The sequence below is a fragment of the Sphingobium sp. TomMM35A genome (genome assembly GCF_054771735.1).
This window is the reverse complement of the sequence record NZ_BSRC01000001.1, coordinates 397496-413675: the sequence shown is the minus strand read 5'-3', so window position 1 is coordinate 413675 and position 16180 is coordinate 397496. Positions and strand designations below refer to the sequence as shown.

General features: G+C 59.6%; 11 protein-coding genes. 9 read left to right on the top strand and 2 right to left on the bottom strand.

Annotated features, from left to right (window positions below; all coding sequences use genetic code 11):
• Window positions 1-8: 8 nt before the first annotated feature.
• From ACYU8T_RS02160 to ACYU8T_RS02130, 7 genes are all read left to right on the top strand, one after another.
• Window positions 9-707: a polyamine aminopropyltransferase gene (locus tag ACYU8T_RS02160; protein WP_461158371.1), complete on the top strand. Its 699-nt coding sequence runs from the start codon at window positions 9-11 to the stop codon at window positions 705-707.
• Between the two features lie 201 nt (window positions 708-908).
• Window positions 909-1343, top strand: coding sequence for an AMP-binding protein (locus ACYU8T_RS02155; RefSeq protein ID WP_196225598.1), 435 nt, complete (start codon window positions 909-911; stop codon window positions 1341-1343).
• 486 nt (window positions 1344-1829) lie between these two features.
• Window positions 1830-2357, top strand: coding sequence for a hemerythrin domain-containing protein (locus ACYU8T_RS02150; protein ID WP_097093101.1), 528 nt, complete (start codon window positions 1830-1832; stop codon window positions 2355-2357).
• 170 nt (window positions 2358-2527) lie between these two features.
• Complete coding sequence (locus tag ACYU8T_RS02145; protein WP_230463267.1) at window positions 2528-3970, top strand: ATPase domain-containing protein; 1443 nt, start codon at window positions 2528-2530, stop codon at window positions 3968-3970.
• Window positions 3971-4007: 37 nt separating this feature from the next.
• Window positions 4008-4376 (top strand): response regulator, encoded by a 369-nt coding sequence (locus ACYU8T_RS02140; RefSeq protein WP_461158370.1) that lies wholly within the window; start codon window positions 4008-4010, stop codon window positions 4374-4376.
• Window positions 4376-5983 (top strand): sensor histidine kinase, encoded by a 1608-nt coding sequence (locus ACYU8T_RS02135; RefSeq protein WP_461158369.1) that lies wholly within the window; start codon window positions 4376-4378, stop codon window positions 5981-5983. The genes ACYU8T_RS02140 and ACYU8T_RS02135 overlap by 1 nt, the downstream gene beginning before the upstream one ends.
• A gap of 318 nt (window positions 5984-6301) precedes the next feature.
• The gene (locus ACYU8T_RS02130; protein WP_097093099.1) at window positions 6302-6826 is read left to right on the top strand and encodes a glycine cleavage system transcriptional repressor; all 525 of its coding nucleotides are present in this window, start codon (window positions 6302-6304) and stop codon (window positions 6824-6826) included.
• Window positions 6827-7087: 261 nt separating this feature from the next.
• Here the strand turns inward: ACYU8T_RS02130 and ACYU8T_RS02125 are convergent, their stop codons facing one another.
• Window positions 7088-8098, bottom strand: coding sequence for a helix-turn-helix transcriptional regulator (locus ACYU8T_RS02125; protein WP_461158368.1), 1011 nt, complete (start codon window positions 8096-8098; stop codon window positions 7088-7090).
• A gap of 294 nt (window positions 8099-8392) precedes the next feature.
• Here ACYU8T_RS02125 and ACYU8T_RS02120 point away from each other — a divergent pair, with 294 nt between their 5' ends.
• A complete protein-coding gene (locus ACYU8T_RS02120) occupies window positions 8393-13189 on the top strand; it encodes an autotransporter domain-containing protein (RefSeq protein WP_461158367.1) in 4797 nt (1598 codons plus the stop codon).
• 327 nt (window positions 13190-13516) lie between these two features.
• Here the strand turns inward: ACYU8T_RS02120 and ACYU8T_RS02115 are convergent, their stop codons facing one another.
• Window positions 13517-14470, bottom strand: a complete 954-nt coding sequence (locus ACYU8T_RS02115) for a mycofactocin-coupled SDR family oxidoreductase (RefSeq protein WP_461158366.1) — start codon at window positions 14468-14470, stop codon at window positions 13517-13519.
• A gap of 307 nt (window positions 14471-14777) precedes the next feature.
• Here ACYU8T_RS02115 and ACYU8T_RS02110 point away from each other — a divergent pair, with 307 nt between their 5' ends.
• The gene (locus ACYU8T_RS02110; RefSeq protein WP_461158365.1) at window positions 14778-16073 is read left to right on the top strand and encodes a cation:proton antiporter; all 1296 of its coding nucleotides are present in this window, start codon (window positions 14778-14780) and stop codon (window positions 16071-16073) included.
• Window positions 16074-16180 lie beyond the last annotated feature (107 nt).

The following is a 16180-nucleotide window of genomic DNA, read 5'->3' as shown; positions in this document are numbered from 1 at the left end:
GAATGACCATGCTAGCGCCACAGGATGACCGGACGGCAATCCCGGTAGAGCTGGTTGACACCGCACAACTTCCAGACGGAGGTGAATTGCTCCTGTGGCGTCGAGGAGACGATTATTCGATCCGGTTCGGCGAAGACGAGCTGATGGGCAATCAGGTTCGCCATTCGGAAGAAGCTCTGGCGACACTGGTATGCGAACGGCTGTCTCAAAGGGACGCGCGCATCCTCATCGGCGGGCTGGGCCTGGGCTTCACGCTGGGGGCGGCGCTCTCCTCGCTTTCACCGGCTGCTGAGGTCGTCGTCGCCGAACTTGTGCCTGAGATCGTCAAATGGGCAAGGGGGCCGCTCGCGCATCTGTTTCAGGACCATCTCCTCGATGCCCGCCTGTCACTTGAGATGGCAGATGTCCATGATGTGATCATCAGGCAGGAGGCCGCATTCGATGCCATTCTTCTGGACGTCGATAATGGTCCTGACGGGATGATCCACCTTCCCAACGAACGGCTTTACTGCGACTGGGGATTGCGTTCGGCGCGTGACGCGCTGAGGGCCGGTGGCATTCTCGCCATATGGTCGGCCTACACGGATGATCACTTTGTCGATCGCCTGGAGAAAGCCGGTTTCGATGTGGAAGAGGTGAGCATCCCCGCCCTGGCCGGCGAGGAACATGTAATTCACACGATCTGGCTTGCATCCAAGGGCGGTTGAGGTCGGCGGCCATGATAAGCCGGCGAGTCCCCCCGGCCAGTCCACTAGGCACTGCCGTCCTCGCGGACAACAACGACCTGTTCCTTGAAGCATTTTTTGGCGTTCCGTGCCCGGGCGGTATCATCCTGCCGGTCAATATCCGACTAAGCCCGGGAGAGGTCGCCTACATCCTCGACGACTGCCGCCCCCGGACTTGTGCTGGTGGACGAGGCGCATCAGCCGCTTCTTTGTTTCTGCGCTGAGCAAGACAGCGGCCAGCCGCGGCCGCTGACGCTAGCCGAAATGGACCGGCTGGTCGCGCATACGGCCCCGATTGCCGACGCTGGGCGCGGCGGGGGCGATGCGGCGAGCATTTTCTACACTGGCGGGACGACCGGCCGTGCCAAGGGCGTGATCATGACCCACGTCAACCATGTCGTGAACGGTCTGGCGCTTTGGGCTGGGTTGGGAATCGATACGTCGCGCGCGCGGTTCTTGCACGTGGCCCCGATGTTCCACGTCGCCGACGCCCTGTTCGTCCACTCGATGACTCTCGTTGGCGGCTGTCATGCGATCATTCTGCGCTTCGATCCGGCGGAGACAATGCGCGCAATCGAGCGGCACCGGATCACCGATGTGATCCGGTGCCGACGATGATACAGGCTCTGCTTGACTCGCCCGAACGTGAACGCTTCGATCTGACTAGCCTCGAGCGCCTGTACTACGGGGCGATGCCGATGCCCGAGACAATTGCCAAATGGCCCATCCGGAGTGGCGCAGATAGATGGCTGCCGTTTTCTGAAAAAGAATGTCTCAGCTGTCGACCACCGCAAGCCACTTCGAGATGAGGTTGCCAACGGCCAACTCCGACTGGACCAGCAATTAGCGCGCCGTTGTATGGCCAGACGGCAGTGCGTCGAGTGGTCGGCATTTCAGTTCGCTTGCCGTACTGGCAAAAGCGGACGCACATTTCCCATCATTACGGATGGAGGTCTAGTAGTGTGAGCAGATCCTGCTCGGCTATTTAACAGATCTCGAGGCGAATGCTTCTATCGGTGCCACTGCCCTGGCGACCTTTCCCGCGTTCGTGAGTTGTCTTGCGGATGAGGAGCGGAAGAAATCGCTCCGCACGAGGAGCAACACATGGCTGAGACAAAAACCGCCAGCAAATCGAAGGGGAAACCCGGTTCAAGAACAGCGCGCAAGACGCAGCGCGCAGCCGCCAAGCCGACTGATGCGATCAAGCTGCTCAAGGATGAGCATCGCGAGGTCAAAAATTGGTTCAAGGAGTATGAGAAACTCGAGGAAGAGGCGGAGAAGCAGGAGCTTGCCGACCGCATTTGCCTTGCACTCACCGTGCACACCCAGATCGAAGAGGAGATTTATTACCCTGCTGCGCGCGACGCAATCGACGACGACGATCTGCTCGACGAAGCCGAGGTCGAGCATGCCAGCGCCAAGCAGCTGATCACCGAGATACAGTCGATGAAGGCTGGCGACCGGCTGTTCGATGCGAAGGTCACCGTTCTGGGCGAATATGTGAACCATCATGTCGAAGAAGAGGAAAAGGAGATGTTCCCTGAAAGCCGTGACAGCGATCTGGACCTGAAGGCGCTCGGCCTTCAACTCGCCGAGCGGAAGGCGGAGCTGATGGCGCAAGCGGGCAAGTAAAACCCCGGGCAGGAGCATGGCGCGCGGCCTTCCTCGCACGCCGTGCCCTGGCCAGCTTCTCATATCTCACAACACCTCAAGAAGCTCAATTTTTCTTCAAGACGATTGATGTCGAGGCTGCTATCGGCAGGAGCATTGGTCTCTCGGCCGTTCTGCTTGCGAGGTTGTCTGTGACCCTGTTACCGCCCCGGTTCTCCACCGGCATCCCCGGCCTTGATACCATTTTCGGCGGTGGCCTTATTGAGGGCGCGTCCTACATTGTGCAAGGACAGCCCGGAGCAGGCAAGACGATCCTTGGAAATCAGATTGCGTTCGCCACGGCCGCTGCCGGGAAGAAGGTGCTTTACGTCACCCTGCTTGCAGAGACGCACGATCGCCTTTTTCAATCCCTGTCGACCCTGAGTTTTTTCGAGAAGAACCAGCTTGGCAGCAACATCGTCTATGTCAGTGTGTTTCAGACCCTGAGCAAGGAGGGGTTGGGAGCTGTCGTGGACCTGCTTCGCAAGGAGACCAAGCGCCAGGACGCCTCGCTGATCGTCTTCGACGGTCTTCTGAACGCTCGCGACCGCGCAGAGACTGACCTCGACGTGAAAACCTTCGTCGCCGAAGTGCAAAGCCAAGCAGCCTTCGTTGGTTGCACTGTTCTTTTCCTCACGAGCGCCAGGGTTCAGGACGATAGCCCGGAGCACACGATGGTGGATGGCGTTCTGGAGCTTCATGACGAGCTCGTCGGTGTACGCACCGTCCGACGTCTTCGTGTCCGCAAATCTCGCGGCAGCGCAGCTCTCGGCGGTTATCATCAATATGAGATCGCAAATGGCGGCATCTCGGTCTTCCCGCGGATAGAAGCTGCATTTGACACGCCGTCGGTCAAAGACGAGCCGGATCCTAAACCGCTTCGATCAGGCATCGAAGGGTTCGACAATATTACGGGCGGAGGACTTCCTCATGGCTCGATCACTTTGCTGATCGGGCCTTCCGGATGCGGGAAGACCTCGTTCGGCATGAACTTCCTTTCTGCCGCTTCGGAGAAAGAACCGGGCCTTCATTTCGGCTTTTACGAAACTCCGGAGCGCCTCTTGCTGAAGGCGAACGCACTGGGTCTTGATCTCCGCGCACATATCGAAAGAAGCGTGGTCGAAATCTTGTGGCAGCCGCTGACGGAAAACCTCCTCGACAAAATGGCCTATCGGCTTCTTGACGCCGTCTCCGCTCGCGGCGTGAAGCGCCTGTTCATCGACTCCTTCGGTGGGTTCGAGCGCGCAACTGTTAACCGGACTCGGCTTGTAGAATTTTTTGCCGCTCTGACGAACGAATTGCGGGCCAAGGGCGTTACTACTATCGGCACGTGGGAGTTGCGTGACCTTTTCGCGTCCGAGGTAGCAGCTCCCGGTCCCGAGATTTCCAGTCTGCTCGATAATTTGATACTGATGCGCCAAGTCGAGATCAGGGCCGAGTACAAGCGGGTGATGTCCGTTTTGAAGATCCGCGATCAGTCGTTTCAATCCGCACCGCAAGAGGTGTTTATCGATGGGCACGGCCTCGCGATCAAAGGTCCTTTTGAGCCCGCGACTGGGATCTCAACCGGGCTGGCCAAGCCTCTTGAGGCGTAGCGCTCCCCATGGGTCGGACACGTCCATGGAGCTCTCCATGAGAATTGTAGTGGCAGAGGATGAATTTCTGATCGCGGACATGCTCGTGGTAAGCCTTGAGGAGGCTGGACATGAAGTGCACGAGGCCGCGCATGGCGCGGCTGCGCTCAAAATCATCCGCGATGTCGTTCCCGATCTGGTCATTACCGACTTCATGATGCCCTTGATGACAGGCCTGGAACTTGCCGAGACAATGAGAGCAGACACGGCGCTGCAACGCATCCCTATAGTCCTTGTAAGCGGCGCGCAGGGAGCGCAGGCGCGCTCCCGCGGCGACCTATTCGACCTTGTTTTCGACAAGCCCTACGCGATGGACCGGCTGCTCACTGCTGTCGGAGAGTTCGGCATTCGCGGGAGTCGTTCTTGATGGCTGCGGATAGCGAAGCGAATTTGAACGATGGGGAGCATTCCGTGGGGCGTGATGCCTGGACGGCTGCATACCGGCTTGCTGCGATTGTCGAGTCATCCCACGATGCGATTGTCGGCAAGACACTCGACGGGATCATCACTGACTGGAACGCTGCAGCCGAGCGCATTTTCGGCTACGCTCCTGCTGACATCATAGGAAAGTCGATCCTGACGCTTATTCCGGTGGATCGCAGGGCCGAAGAAAACGAGATCATCGCGCGGTTGAAACGCGGCGAGCGGATCGAGCACTTTGAGACGATGCGCCAGCGCAAGGATGGCGCACTCATCCACCTCTCGCTAACCGTGTCTCCTATCAAGGCGGCAGATGGATCGATCATCGGCGCTTCCAAGATCGCTCGCGATATCACGGCGCGCAAGCAGACCGAAGCCCTTCTGGCGCAACAATCCGACCGGCTGCAGACCCTTAATCGGATTGCAAACGTGATCTCACGCGATCTCGACCTTGATCGGATTGTACAGTCGGTGACCGATATTGGCACCGAATTGACGGGCGCCAAGTTCGGCGCCTTCTTCTACAATGTCAAAGATAGCGCCGGCGAGTCTTACCAGCTCTACACTCTTTCGGGCGCACCCCGGGAGGCCTTCGACCGTTTTGGGATGCCGCGGAATACGAAAATTTTCGCGCCGACCTTCGCTGGCGAAGGGGTGGTACGGTCCGATGACATTCGCACCGATGCGCGGTACGGCCACAGCGCTCCGCACTATGGCATGCCAGCTGGCCATCTTCCTGTTGTCAGCTACCTGGCTGTGCCGGTGACTTCTGTTTCCGGCGAAGTGCTCGGCGGGCTATTCTTCGCTCATGACGAGCCGGCACGGTTCACCTCCAGCACGGAAAATCTTGTTTCTGCGATTGCCGCGCAGACGGCGGTGGCGATGGACAACGCTCGGCTACACTCGGCGGCACAACTGGAAATCGAACGCAGAAGGCGTGCAGAGGACTCGAAGGAGCTGCTCCTTCATGAATTGAAACACCGCGTGAAGAACACGCTGGCTACCGTCCAAGCCGTGGCGATGCAGACGTTTCGCGAGGCACCTCGCGCTGAGCTCAATGCGTTCATTTCTCGTCTACTCGCGCTGTCTGAAGCGCATGATCTGCTCACCCAGCGCGACTGGGAGATGGTTGACGTCGAGCATATTGTTCGCCGAGCGGTCAGTCCGTTCGCCGCCGAAGAAGGTCAGCGGTTCGACATTTCCGGAACGAAGATTGAGATCCCCTCGGAGAAGGGGTTGCAGCTCGCGATGGTACTTCATGAACTCTCCACCAACGCCGCAAAATATGGGGCGCTATCCAATCTGAATGGAGCGGTGGAAATATCCTGGAATTGTCCCGATGATGGGCCTGGCCAAGTGCTAGAATTGCAATGGGTCGAACGCGGCGGTCCGGAGGCAACGCAGCCGACGCGAAAGGGGTTCGGCTCGAGAATGATTGAGCGCGCTCTTCGGGGCGAAGGTAGCGGGGCCGAGTTCGATTTTCGCCCGGAAGGATTGCGCTTCCGGCTTCAGCTTGCAGTCTCCGACGAAATAGCCCCTGACGGGTCTACTTGAGGAACCGCAACGGCGGCTGACGAGCAGTGGTGGAGAACGCGGGCAGCTATCGGCCAACTCTTGTGGTTCTGACGTGGCGGAAAGGAAAACTCGCATGTCCACTCCTGCCGAAAGCCGCCGTTCGCGCGCACTTACAGGAATGGTAGCAACGTACCACGATCCGGCGCTCGCCTCCGGCAGCAGTCGACCGATGCTGGACGTTCCTCCGAGATCACGCGGCGTCCAAGCGCGGACATTCTACTAACCAGACTTTGCTCTATAAAATGATCCGGATGCGCTATCATGATTGCGAAACAGAGATCAGCATAGAGGTGAGGTATGGATAGAGCAGTCATCTTGACGGTAGTCGGTAGTGACCGACCCGGCCTGACCCGCGCAGTCGCAGAGGCGGTGTATGCTGCAGGCGGTAATTGGCTTGAGAGCCATCTCTCGCGCTTGGGTGGTAAATATGTTGGATCCGTGCTGGTTGAATTGCCCGAGGATCGGATGCACGAACTCGAAGCCGCGGTCCGCGGCATCGATGCGATGGGTATCAAGATCGACATCATCGCGGCTGCGGATGCTGAAGAACGCAGCGGGCTGTCGCTGGCCATCGAAATCGTAGGGCAGGATCGTCCTGGAATAGTTCGCGAAGTGACCTCGGCACTTGCGAAGCTCGACGTCAATATCGACGACTTCCTTACCAGGATCGAGGGAAGCGCCTGGTCTGGCGCACCGCTGTTCCGCGCCAATGTCCAGATTGCATTGCCCACGGGCCTCTCTACCGACGAGGTGCGGGAGGCACTCGAAGCCATATCTGGCGAGATCATGGTAGATTTTTTGCCCGAGCCCACTTTGAGCTAGAAAGAGCCACGCGTCCCGCGCGTGACTAAGCGCTAGTCCCCCAGGAAATCAAAAAAGAAAGCCCGGCCGTCATGATGTCAGCCGGGCCAGTTTAAAGTCTCAGCGGCTAAGCCGTGAGCCTTCGGGTCGCGGGTTCTCCTTACTGATCTCTCTGAGGTAGGTCATACCCCGATCGGGGGAGACGCGCGGAAAACTCCGGGCTCAATAGTTGTTCTTCGCCAACAGCTTGATTGCCTGTGACGGGCTGATGCCCGAGCTGCCTCATCGCCGGAGCAGGTCCCCGAGCATCGCCGTCAGATCCATCTCCCGACTAACTCCAAGCTTGGAGAAAATGGATTTGATCTGGGTTTTGACGGTTTGGGTGCTCGTTTCCCGCGCAGCGGCGATCTGATCACGCGTCACGCCCCTAGCGAGGGCCAATGTGACCTCGGCTTCAGCAGCAGACAGGCCAAATGCTGCGCGTAAGACAGCAGGGGCGGCCTCATGCCAGCGCCGACCCGAACGGACGATGACAAGAATTTGCGAGGCAAGGCTCAGCCGGTACGGCGGGGAAGGAAGGCGGCAGATATCGACCACCATAGGCATCTGCTTGCCGGCACCGTGCAGCAGCAACGTCTCTATCCCAAGAGGTTGACGATGCCGCCGCGCGAATGCCTTCAACAGCGCCGCGTCGTCACGTGGGTGCGGAAGACCGAGCTTCCCGTCCATCACCCTGAAGCGTCCGGCAGAAAGCAGCGCCGCAGCTTCGCCCGTCTCTCCCTTCAAATTTCCAGCCTCGTCGCAAATGAAGATCGGCAGACCTACATATTCGAGCGCGCCTGCGATCAACGCCGAACCGCGATTTTCAAGCGCGATCTGCATTTTGACGGCCCGCCGCGCATGGGGGGCTATCGCGGCAAAAAGTGCGCGCGTCTCGGCGTCGGTCTTACCATCCTTCCGGCTGCGATTGAGGGCTAAGCCGACAAACCGGCCGCCTCCTTCGAGCAACTTGGTTTGGCAGCCGTCCATGATGTCATAGGCGTCGCACATCTCCCGATAGAGATCGAACCCAGAACCGCGCCCAACCGCACGGTAATCTGCTTCGCTCCGAATAACGAATGCCTCGTCATTCAGCGACGCGCGCACCCGAACGTTGATATTGGGATCGCCACGCTCCTGCTCGACAAAGCGGGCGATCTCATCTTGACCTATATCATTGATCCAATTGAAGGGCACCTCACCGGGCGCAAAACCGATAAGCTGGCCGTAAGAGCTGCCAGTCAGTTCGGCCATGGCCCGCAGCGCGCCAAGCCACTCATCCCCATCAATGGCAGCCATGGCGAAACGCTCGCCCAGCGCCCAAATCTTATCTTCCACCCTGTTTCGTTCCTGTCCCGCGACCCGGTCAGAACGTCAATATCTTTGGCTGCTCACACGAAAATGTCGAGTGATCAGCGAGTGGATTTAGGCAGGTCTATCGAGAAACACAATATTTTAGCAGCAGTGGTTCGATACCCTCATCGGGGGATGCGGACACCGGCGCATTTTGCCTATCCCTGCGGCAATTCGTCTGGAGGGGTTTTCTACATGATCGGCAGCAATTCTGTGCGCACGCCTATTCGTCTCGGTTTGGGTCTGAGTGTCAGCGTCCTTGCGCTTGGCGCCAGCAGCGCACTAGCACAACAGGCGCCGACCCTGACCTGCCCCGACGGCAGCGCCGGACCGGTCTGCATCATCAGCAACAGCGGTTCGACGGGACCGATCACCGGCACATTGGGCACGGCCATCATCGTCAACAATAGCGGCGCGATCTCCGGCGACCCAGCGATCACCGCAGGTCAGGCCGTTGTGCTCGCGGTCAACAATGCGAGCGGCGGGGTCATTGGCGGGGGTACAAACGCGATCATCGCGCCTGCCCGGACGGGCATTCCCTTGCTCAGCTTCAATGTGACCAACGCTGGCACGATCAACGGCAATGTGTCCTATGTTGAGCCCACGCCCTCCGCGCAGCAGAATCCGCTGGCTGGTGCGGTCTATTATTATATTTCCGATGGGGGCACGCTGAACGGCAATCTGCAGCTCGGCACTGGTTTTAGTACCGCCAACTTCATCCAGCGCGGTAGTGATGACGGGGTGACTGGTACCATCGCGGCCGGTGGCGGCATCGACATCTACACCCGAAGCTACAGCCAATCGCAGTCGCTTGAGCTGGGAACACGCGCGCTGCCCGCGACCTTCGAAATCGAAGGGTTCGAGGTGCGAGGCGGTGCTACCACGCTGACCCTCTCAGGACAGGGAACGTCGATCAGCTTGATGGGAGATGGCAATGTCGTGAACAACGGCACGATAAACCTGCTCCACACGTCTGGCCTCTACCCTCAAGGCGTGACCATCGTCCCCGCCGCGATCGGCTATTATCAGCAGCGCTTCGCGACCTTCCAGCGCTCCAATGTGCAGCCGGGCACTGTTCCACTTTACACGCCGACCTATGGCGATGCACTGACAAGCTTCACCAATGAAGGCACCGTTAATGGCGACATCCGCATCGCCACCGCCAGCTTCGTCAACAATGATGAGATCAATCTGGTCACCAGCGGCATTGGTTCGATCATCACCACTTCGGCAGGGGAGAATTTCCTTTTCCGCAATGCAGGCACGATCGAGACGACGTTCACCGGCTCGCGCTCCTTCACCACGGATATCGAACGGGAATTTGATGACGGCGTAAATGCCGCGGTTCGCATACGGCAGGCGCTGGAAACCACCAGCGTGGCGGGGGCGACGATCGAGAACAGCGGCATCATAACCGGCGGCCTGGATGCAAATGTTGCAGCGGATGTCTTCTCCTTCACCAACAGCGGCTTGATCGCGGGTATCGATGCCAACGGATATTTTCAGCGTGGCCTGACGCTGAAGGTTGGTGCGTTGGACCTGGTGCTGCCGAATGCCAACGATGAATATAATGCGGACAGCGCGTCCATCATCAACACGGCGGATGGCGAGATCAGGGATGGCTTCTATGCTGCGGTCGCCTCTCAAAACCTCAACTTCGAGAATCACGGCAAGATATTAGCCTCGGCGCGGGAAGGCGGTCAGGCACTGCTCATCCGCACCGGTCTGTTGCAGGATGATGGCCCGGGCGACGATGATGTGTTGGACATCCCCGCCCAGAACTTTGCTTTTGCCAACACCGGCGCAATCGAAGGCGCGGCCGAGATCAACATCGCCAACAGAGTGGCGAGCTTTGACAATAGCGGCACTGTGACTCGTACCGAGCTGGCCATCAATCAGGGCGAACCTCCGCTGTTTGGCGGCATGTCCGCCTTCGACGTGGAATCCGAGACCGATGAAAGCCAGACGATCACGTTCAACAACAGCGGCAGCATCCTTGGTCAGGACAGGGGCGGCTCGGGCCTTGTCCTCGGAGTAGAGGCTGGCGATGACGAAATCCTGGGCGCTCCGGCCGCCAGTGCGACAGTCAACCTCGTCAACGGCGGTACGATCAAGGCAACTGGAGGCGCAACGGTCACACCGGGCCAATTTATCGGCCTGGGACAAAACACGGCCTATGTATCGCAGATCGCAGCTCTGGGCGTGGACGTTGAAAGTAGCGGCGCTGGCACCGTAAACATCGAGAATCTGGAAGGCGGCGTCATCCAGGCCGGCGGTGGGCTGACGGCCGTCGTCGGGGCGCAGGTGCAGGGGCTTCCCCAACCCTTCTGGGTCTACAGCCCGATCGCTAATACCGAGGGCAGCCATAGCGTGGCCGTGGCTGTCGCAGCCAAGACCATCAACATCGTCAACAGCGGTACCATCCAGGGTGGAGCTGGAACCAACTATTTCCCCAACACGCCCATCATCGACAATGCGATCGGCCAGCCCAATGGCTATCTTGCAGGGGCGATCCACACCAGCGGTGACCAGTTGGATGACGAAAGCGGTTATCTACCTTCTACCGACCATGTCACGAATAGCGCGACCGGCGTCATCATCGGCTCGATCGACCTCAATGCTGGCGATGACCGCATCGACAATGCCGGTCAGATCAGCGGCGACATCTACATGCGTGAGGGCAATGACGCGATCACCAATGCGGGCACCATCACCGGCACGGTCCGTATGGGCGAGGGCAATGACAGCTTCACGCACCTGCTCAGCTCAGCTGTACTGAATGGAACGGTCGACGGCGGCGCTGGAGAGGACATTCTTTCCTTCGATATCACCGGTACAACCTACACCGGATCGATCGATCCGGCACTTCGCCAGCTGTTCGCAAGCTTCGAAGTCGAAAAGATCATTGGCACAGGTAAGGTCGTAGTCCAGCAGACGGTAGAGGTATCCAGCGGCGGTGAACTGAACCTCACGCAAGGGTCCAGCATCGTCGTGGCTCCTGGCGAGACAGCGATCAGCGGTGGCAGCCAAAGCGTCAGCATCTCGAATAGCGGCGAGGTTGTGGGCAATGTGGATCTTGGCGAAGGCAACAATCTTCTGACCAACGCATCCGGCGGCTCGATCACCGGCAACATCATCGCCGGCAATGGCGCGAACACGATCAGCAACCAGGGTGGGACGATCAACGGGAATGTCCTGGCTGGAAGCGGCACCGATAGTCTGGTCAATAGCGGCGCCATCTCGGGCGACGTGGATCTGGGTGCGGGCGCTGACATGCTGACAATCGGCACCGGTGGCAGCTTTGGCGGCACGGTTGCCGCAGGCAGCGGCACCGATGTCCTCGCCTTCAACACCGGCAGCACCTATGCGGCCCAGACCACGATCGACGGGTCAGCTTTCACAGGCTTCGAGCAGGTGAATAACACAGCTGGCGTCAACAGCTTCACCGGCGACCTCAATGTCGAGGCGGTAAATGTGTCTGGAGGCCGGCTTATCGGTCAGGCAGGATCAACCCTCACCGGATCGGTTGATGTCACCAGCGGCGGTACCTTCGGCACCGCAGGCACGGTGAGCGGCGATGTCACGATCGGTACGGGCGGCACCCTGTCGCCGGGCGCGTCCCCCGCTATCATGACGATCAACGGCAATCTGACGATCGCCAACGGCACGACCACGACGTTCGAGTTCGTGCCCGTGGGCGAGAGCGATCAGATCGTCGTCAATGGCGGCTCGGTAACCATCGGCGATAATACGACCGTCAACCTCACCGGTTCGCTGACACCGGGTGCATCGCGTGATCTGATCGTGGTGAACGGCGGCGGCGCGATCACTGGTGACTTCGACATCGTCAATCGGGATCCGGGTATCGTCGGCGTGTTGCGTAACAATGGCGCCACATTGCAGCTGCTTGGAACCTTCGTTGCTCCCACCGGCATTTCGCTCCAGGCCAATGCAGCGATTGATTATGTCAACGACCTGCTGGTCGCCGGAACAGCGAATACAGCGCTAATCAGTGCGGTTCCGGTACTGCTGAGCGGCGGCACCGCCAATGCGGCGGCGTTCGGGCAGTTGACGCCCGAAGCCTATGCCAGCGCGTCTCAGCTTGGTGTGGAACAAGGGCTGGTCCTCGCCAAGGCTGGTCGTGCCGGCCTTGCCGCAACTACGCGCGACACCACCGGTTTCTTCAGCTTTGCGCAGGGGCTTGGCGACTGGCGCACGCTCAAGGGCCGCGGCTCAGCCGGCACATCGTCTGCCAAGAGCCATAGCTATGGCCTCGTCGGCGGGATCGGCTTTGGTAGCGCAAATGCATCAGTTGGCGCCTTCATTGGTCATATCGACAGTCGCCAGACAATCGCGCGCCTGGGCGCCCGGACGAACGCCGATGGCCTCGTTGCCGGTCTCTCGGGCCACTTCCTGAGCGGTGGGTTCGACGGGACGATGACGATCGCCTATGACTGGAGCGAGGCGAACACCCGACGCGCGGTACCCGGCGGCACGGCGCTATCCGGCGACTACCGCCTGCGCAACCTGGTGCTGGACGGCATGGTCGGCTACAGCTTCCCCCTGGGCAGTTGGGCCGTTCGTCCTGAAGCGGGCGTGACCCATATCTCGACCCGCCGTGGATCGGCGGCCGAGACGGGTAGTGCGGCTTTCGCTCTAGCGGTTGACAGCAAGAAAACGAGTGCGACCTTCGTCGATGGCGCAATCAAGCTGAAGGGCGGCCTCGGAGACGGCGCGATGTTCCACCCCTGGGTATCGGCGGGCCTGCGTCATCAGCTTGAAGGCAAGCGCTCTTCCGCTCGGGCTGGATTTGTTGGCAACGCCGAACGGTTCACGGTCTTGGGCGCGGGACGTAAGGAAACCATGGCAACCATCGGCGCTGGCGCCAGCTATGACCTTGCTGCAGGCCTCAGCCTCTACGGCGCCTATCAGGGCGAGTTTGGTGGCGGTCACGGTCACAACGTGAACGTTGGCGTGCGTTTCGCATTCTAAGGCTCGAGAGCTCAAAATATCTGGAGCATGCAAGCGGGCTGCCGATCACACGGTTGGCAGCCCTACAAACTAAGGTTCCAGATAAGAGCCGCTGATGGACAGGGCAGAATAACGTGTGGCGCGCGGTCGCTTCAGCTTTTGGATCCTTGTTGCATATTCAGGAGTAAGTTTATCTCGTCCGGCAGCGGTCAGTTAGCTCTCCATTGGAGCATCCACTAGCGGCCGGCTGTGGGTTCACCGGATTTAGCCGCTGAAATCCACCAGGATCGGTGACGCGTATTTTTTGCCTTTTATCAATGCATCTGATGGGGTCAGAAGAAAGGGCATCTACGCGACGTTATTGGCCATGCTTCCGGCCGCCACGTCAATGGCTGAACCAGTGATATGCCGTGCTTCTTCAGACAGGAGGAAGAGGACGCTGTCACTGACGTCTGTCGGGTCCACCCAAGGCACACCTTGGGGGGCGAATGGATGGAGGCGCATTTTCGCTTCGAATTTTTCCCGGCTGGGCTCCGCGTCGCCAGGCAAGGCCCGCTTCCACGCGGCCGCGTTATTGAGCAGCGGAGTGTTGACGCCGGTCGGACATACGCAATTTACCGTCACATTGCTCTTCGCGACCTCCAATGCGGTGGCCTTGACCATTCCAATGACGCCCCATTTGGATGCGCAATAAGCGCCCGAGTTCATCTGCCCCGTTCGAGCAGCTAGCGATGCGATGGCAACAATGCGCCCATACCGGTGCGCGACCATGCCCGGAAGCACGGCGCGCATGCTGTGAAAGACGCCATAGAGGTTGGTGCGCACGACATCATCGAACAAGCCGTCGCTCATGGAGGCCAAGGGGGCAGTGCCGTACACTCCCGCATTAGCGACCAACAGATCAATCCTGCCGAACATTTCGACGCCTTTTTGCGCGACTTCGGTGACCGCGTCAGGATCGCGTACGTCGGACCTGAGCGCTAGCACGCGCCGCCCCATTGCACGTACCATCCCCGCGGTCTCATCCAGGTCCGCTTGGCTTGCCATAGGGTATTCGATCGTCGGCAGCGAAGTCACGCTATCGGAAATAATGATGTCAGCGCCCTCCGCGGCAAGACGCTGAGCATGACTGCGACCTTGACCACGTGCACCGCCGGTAATCCAGGCTATTTTACCGGCAAATCGACCAGCGGACCGTTCTGGTGTCGCTGCTTGAGCCGTGCCGATAGCCGACGATGCAGTTACAGCACCTGCTGAAGCTACGAACTGGCGACGTGAGATAGTTGGGTCGTCTCCAGGCATGGCTTAATCCTCTCGAACAGTGGTTTCGGGCCCCTCTTTCAAGAGAGGTTCCACGGTGCAGCGATCTACGTCAATCCTCTGACGAAGACCATTAAGAGCCTAGCTCTTCAAGGACGTTGGCGTCCCCAGAAGTGACATTTGCCTGCGAAAAGTGCCGCAGGGCGAGGCGTCCGGTCCCCCAGCAAACTGCATGTCGGCCACAGCTATTGAGCGGTTGATGGAGGCCGTACAGTCGCTGCTATGGATGTGAGGGTACGCGGTGGAGCGAGGGCCAGCAACGTCCATGCAACCGGCGCGTTAGCGGCTGATGGATCTGCCTTTCACTGCGCCCGAGCCGTATATCCTGATGCTGACAGGCGCGGGGTTCCTGATAGCGCTGGTGGCTTGGCTACCGCTTGCGCTGAAAAAGCTCCCGCTGTCATTGCCCATCGTGTGCATCCTCATAGGCGCTGGCATCTTCTGTTTGCCGGAGGTGAAGTTCCGGCCTTCGCCGATCAACTATCCCGTTATCACCGAACGCTTCAGCGAATTTGTGGTGATTATCGCACTGATGGGCGCAGGGTTGAAGCTTGACCGCCCCTTTCACTGGCGGCGCTGGGGCGTAACCTGGCGTTTGCTTGCGATCACCATGCCGCTCGGCATCGGCATCATCACGCTCATGGGCGGGGCCTTGCTGGGCCTGCCATGGAGCATCGCTCTCTTGCTCGCCGCCAGCCTCGCCCCCACCGATCCCGTTCTTGCCGCCGATGTTCAGGTCGGCCCTCCTAGGAGTGGTGAAGAAGATGAAGTCCGGTTCGGGCTGACCTCGGAAGCAGGGCTCAATGACGGCCTTGCCTTTCCGTTCGTCCATCTCGCCATCGTGCTCGCAGCGAGTGCCGGGGAGCCATGGTTTGGCCGCTGGCTCGGCGTCAATGTAGTGTGGGAGGTCGTTGCAGGCGTGGGCGGCGGCTGGTTGATTGGCAAACTCTTCGGCTGGCTGACTTTCCATATCCCGGCAGAGACGAAGCTCGCGAAGACCGGCGATGGCTTGATCGCCATCGCGGCGACATTCGTCTCCTATGGCGCCACCGAGATCGTTAACTGCTATGGATTCCTGGGGGTTTTCGTCACGGCGCTGACGCTGCGTGCGTCACATCGCGACCATGAGTTCAACGTGCAAATGCACGATCTTACCGAGCAGATCGAACGCCTTGCCATGATGGTTCTCCTGCTCCTGTTCGGCGGAGCTCTCATAGCCGGTCTGCTTGCCCCACTCCAGCCAATGGACGCGGCATTTGTGCTGCTGATCCTGCTCGTGGTGCGGCCTGCCACAGGGCTCATCGCGCTAACGGGCTTCAAGGCGAACCGCTTTGAAAAGCTGACGATCGCTTTCTTCGGTATTCGCGGTGTCGGCTCCTTCTACTATCTCGCTTATGGCCTCAACCACATGGATGCGGGTGACCCGGACCGCCTCTGGGCCGTCGTGGGTCTGGCGGCTTTGGTCTCAATCCTGCTTCATGGCCTAACGGTTACGCCCGCTATGCGGTGGTTGGATCGTCGCGAAGGGCGTGACCCGGACAAAGGCGGGACGACGGGTGAGGCTCATGATCGGGGCAAAGCCTGATCCAGCGCTCGCCCATGCCAGCGAGAGCGACCCAAGACGACCCTTCTCGAGCAGAAATGAAGCTCCCGAAAGCTGCCGCTAATGCCGGTACTCGCCGCGCCCAACGT

Coding starts and splice junctions, on each gene's coding strand:
- ACYU8T_RS02160 (WP_461158371.1), top strand. CDS start 9: ATGCTAGCGCCACAGGATGACCGGACGGCAATCCCGGTAGAGCTGGTT.
- ACYU8T_RS02150 (WP_097093101.1), top strand. CDS start 1,830: ATGGCTGAGACAAAAACCGCCAGCAAATCGAAGGGGAAACCCGGTTCA.
- ACYU8T_RS02140 (WP_461158370.1), top strand. CDS start 4,008: ATGAGAATTGTAGTGGCAGAGGATGAATTTCTGATCGCGGACATGCTC.
- ACYU8T_RS02135 (WP_461158369.1), top strand. CDS start 4,376: ATGGCTGCGGATAGCGAAGCGAATTTGAACGATGGGGAGCATTCCGTG.
- ACYU8T_RS02130 (WP_097093099.1), top strand. CDS start 6,302: ATGGATAGAGCAGTCATCTTGACGGTAGTCGGTAGTGACCGACCCGGC.
- ACYU8T_RS02125 (WP_461158368.1), bottom strand. CDS start 8,098: ATGGCCGAACTGACTGGCAGCTCTTACGGCCAGCTTATCGGTTTTGCG.
- ACYU8T_RS02120 (WP_461158367.1), top strand. CDS start 8,393: ATGATCGGCAGCAATTCTGTGCGCACGCCTATTCGTCTCGGTTTGGGT.
- ACYU8T_RS02115 (WP_461158366.1), bottom strand. CDS start 14,470: ATGCCTGGAGACGACCCAACTATCTCACGTCGCCAGTTCGTAGCTTCA.
- ACYU8T_RS02110 (WP_461158365.1), top strand. CDS start 14,778: ATGGATCTGCCTTTCACTGCGCCCGAGCCGTATATCCTGATGCTGACA.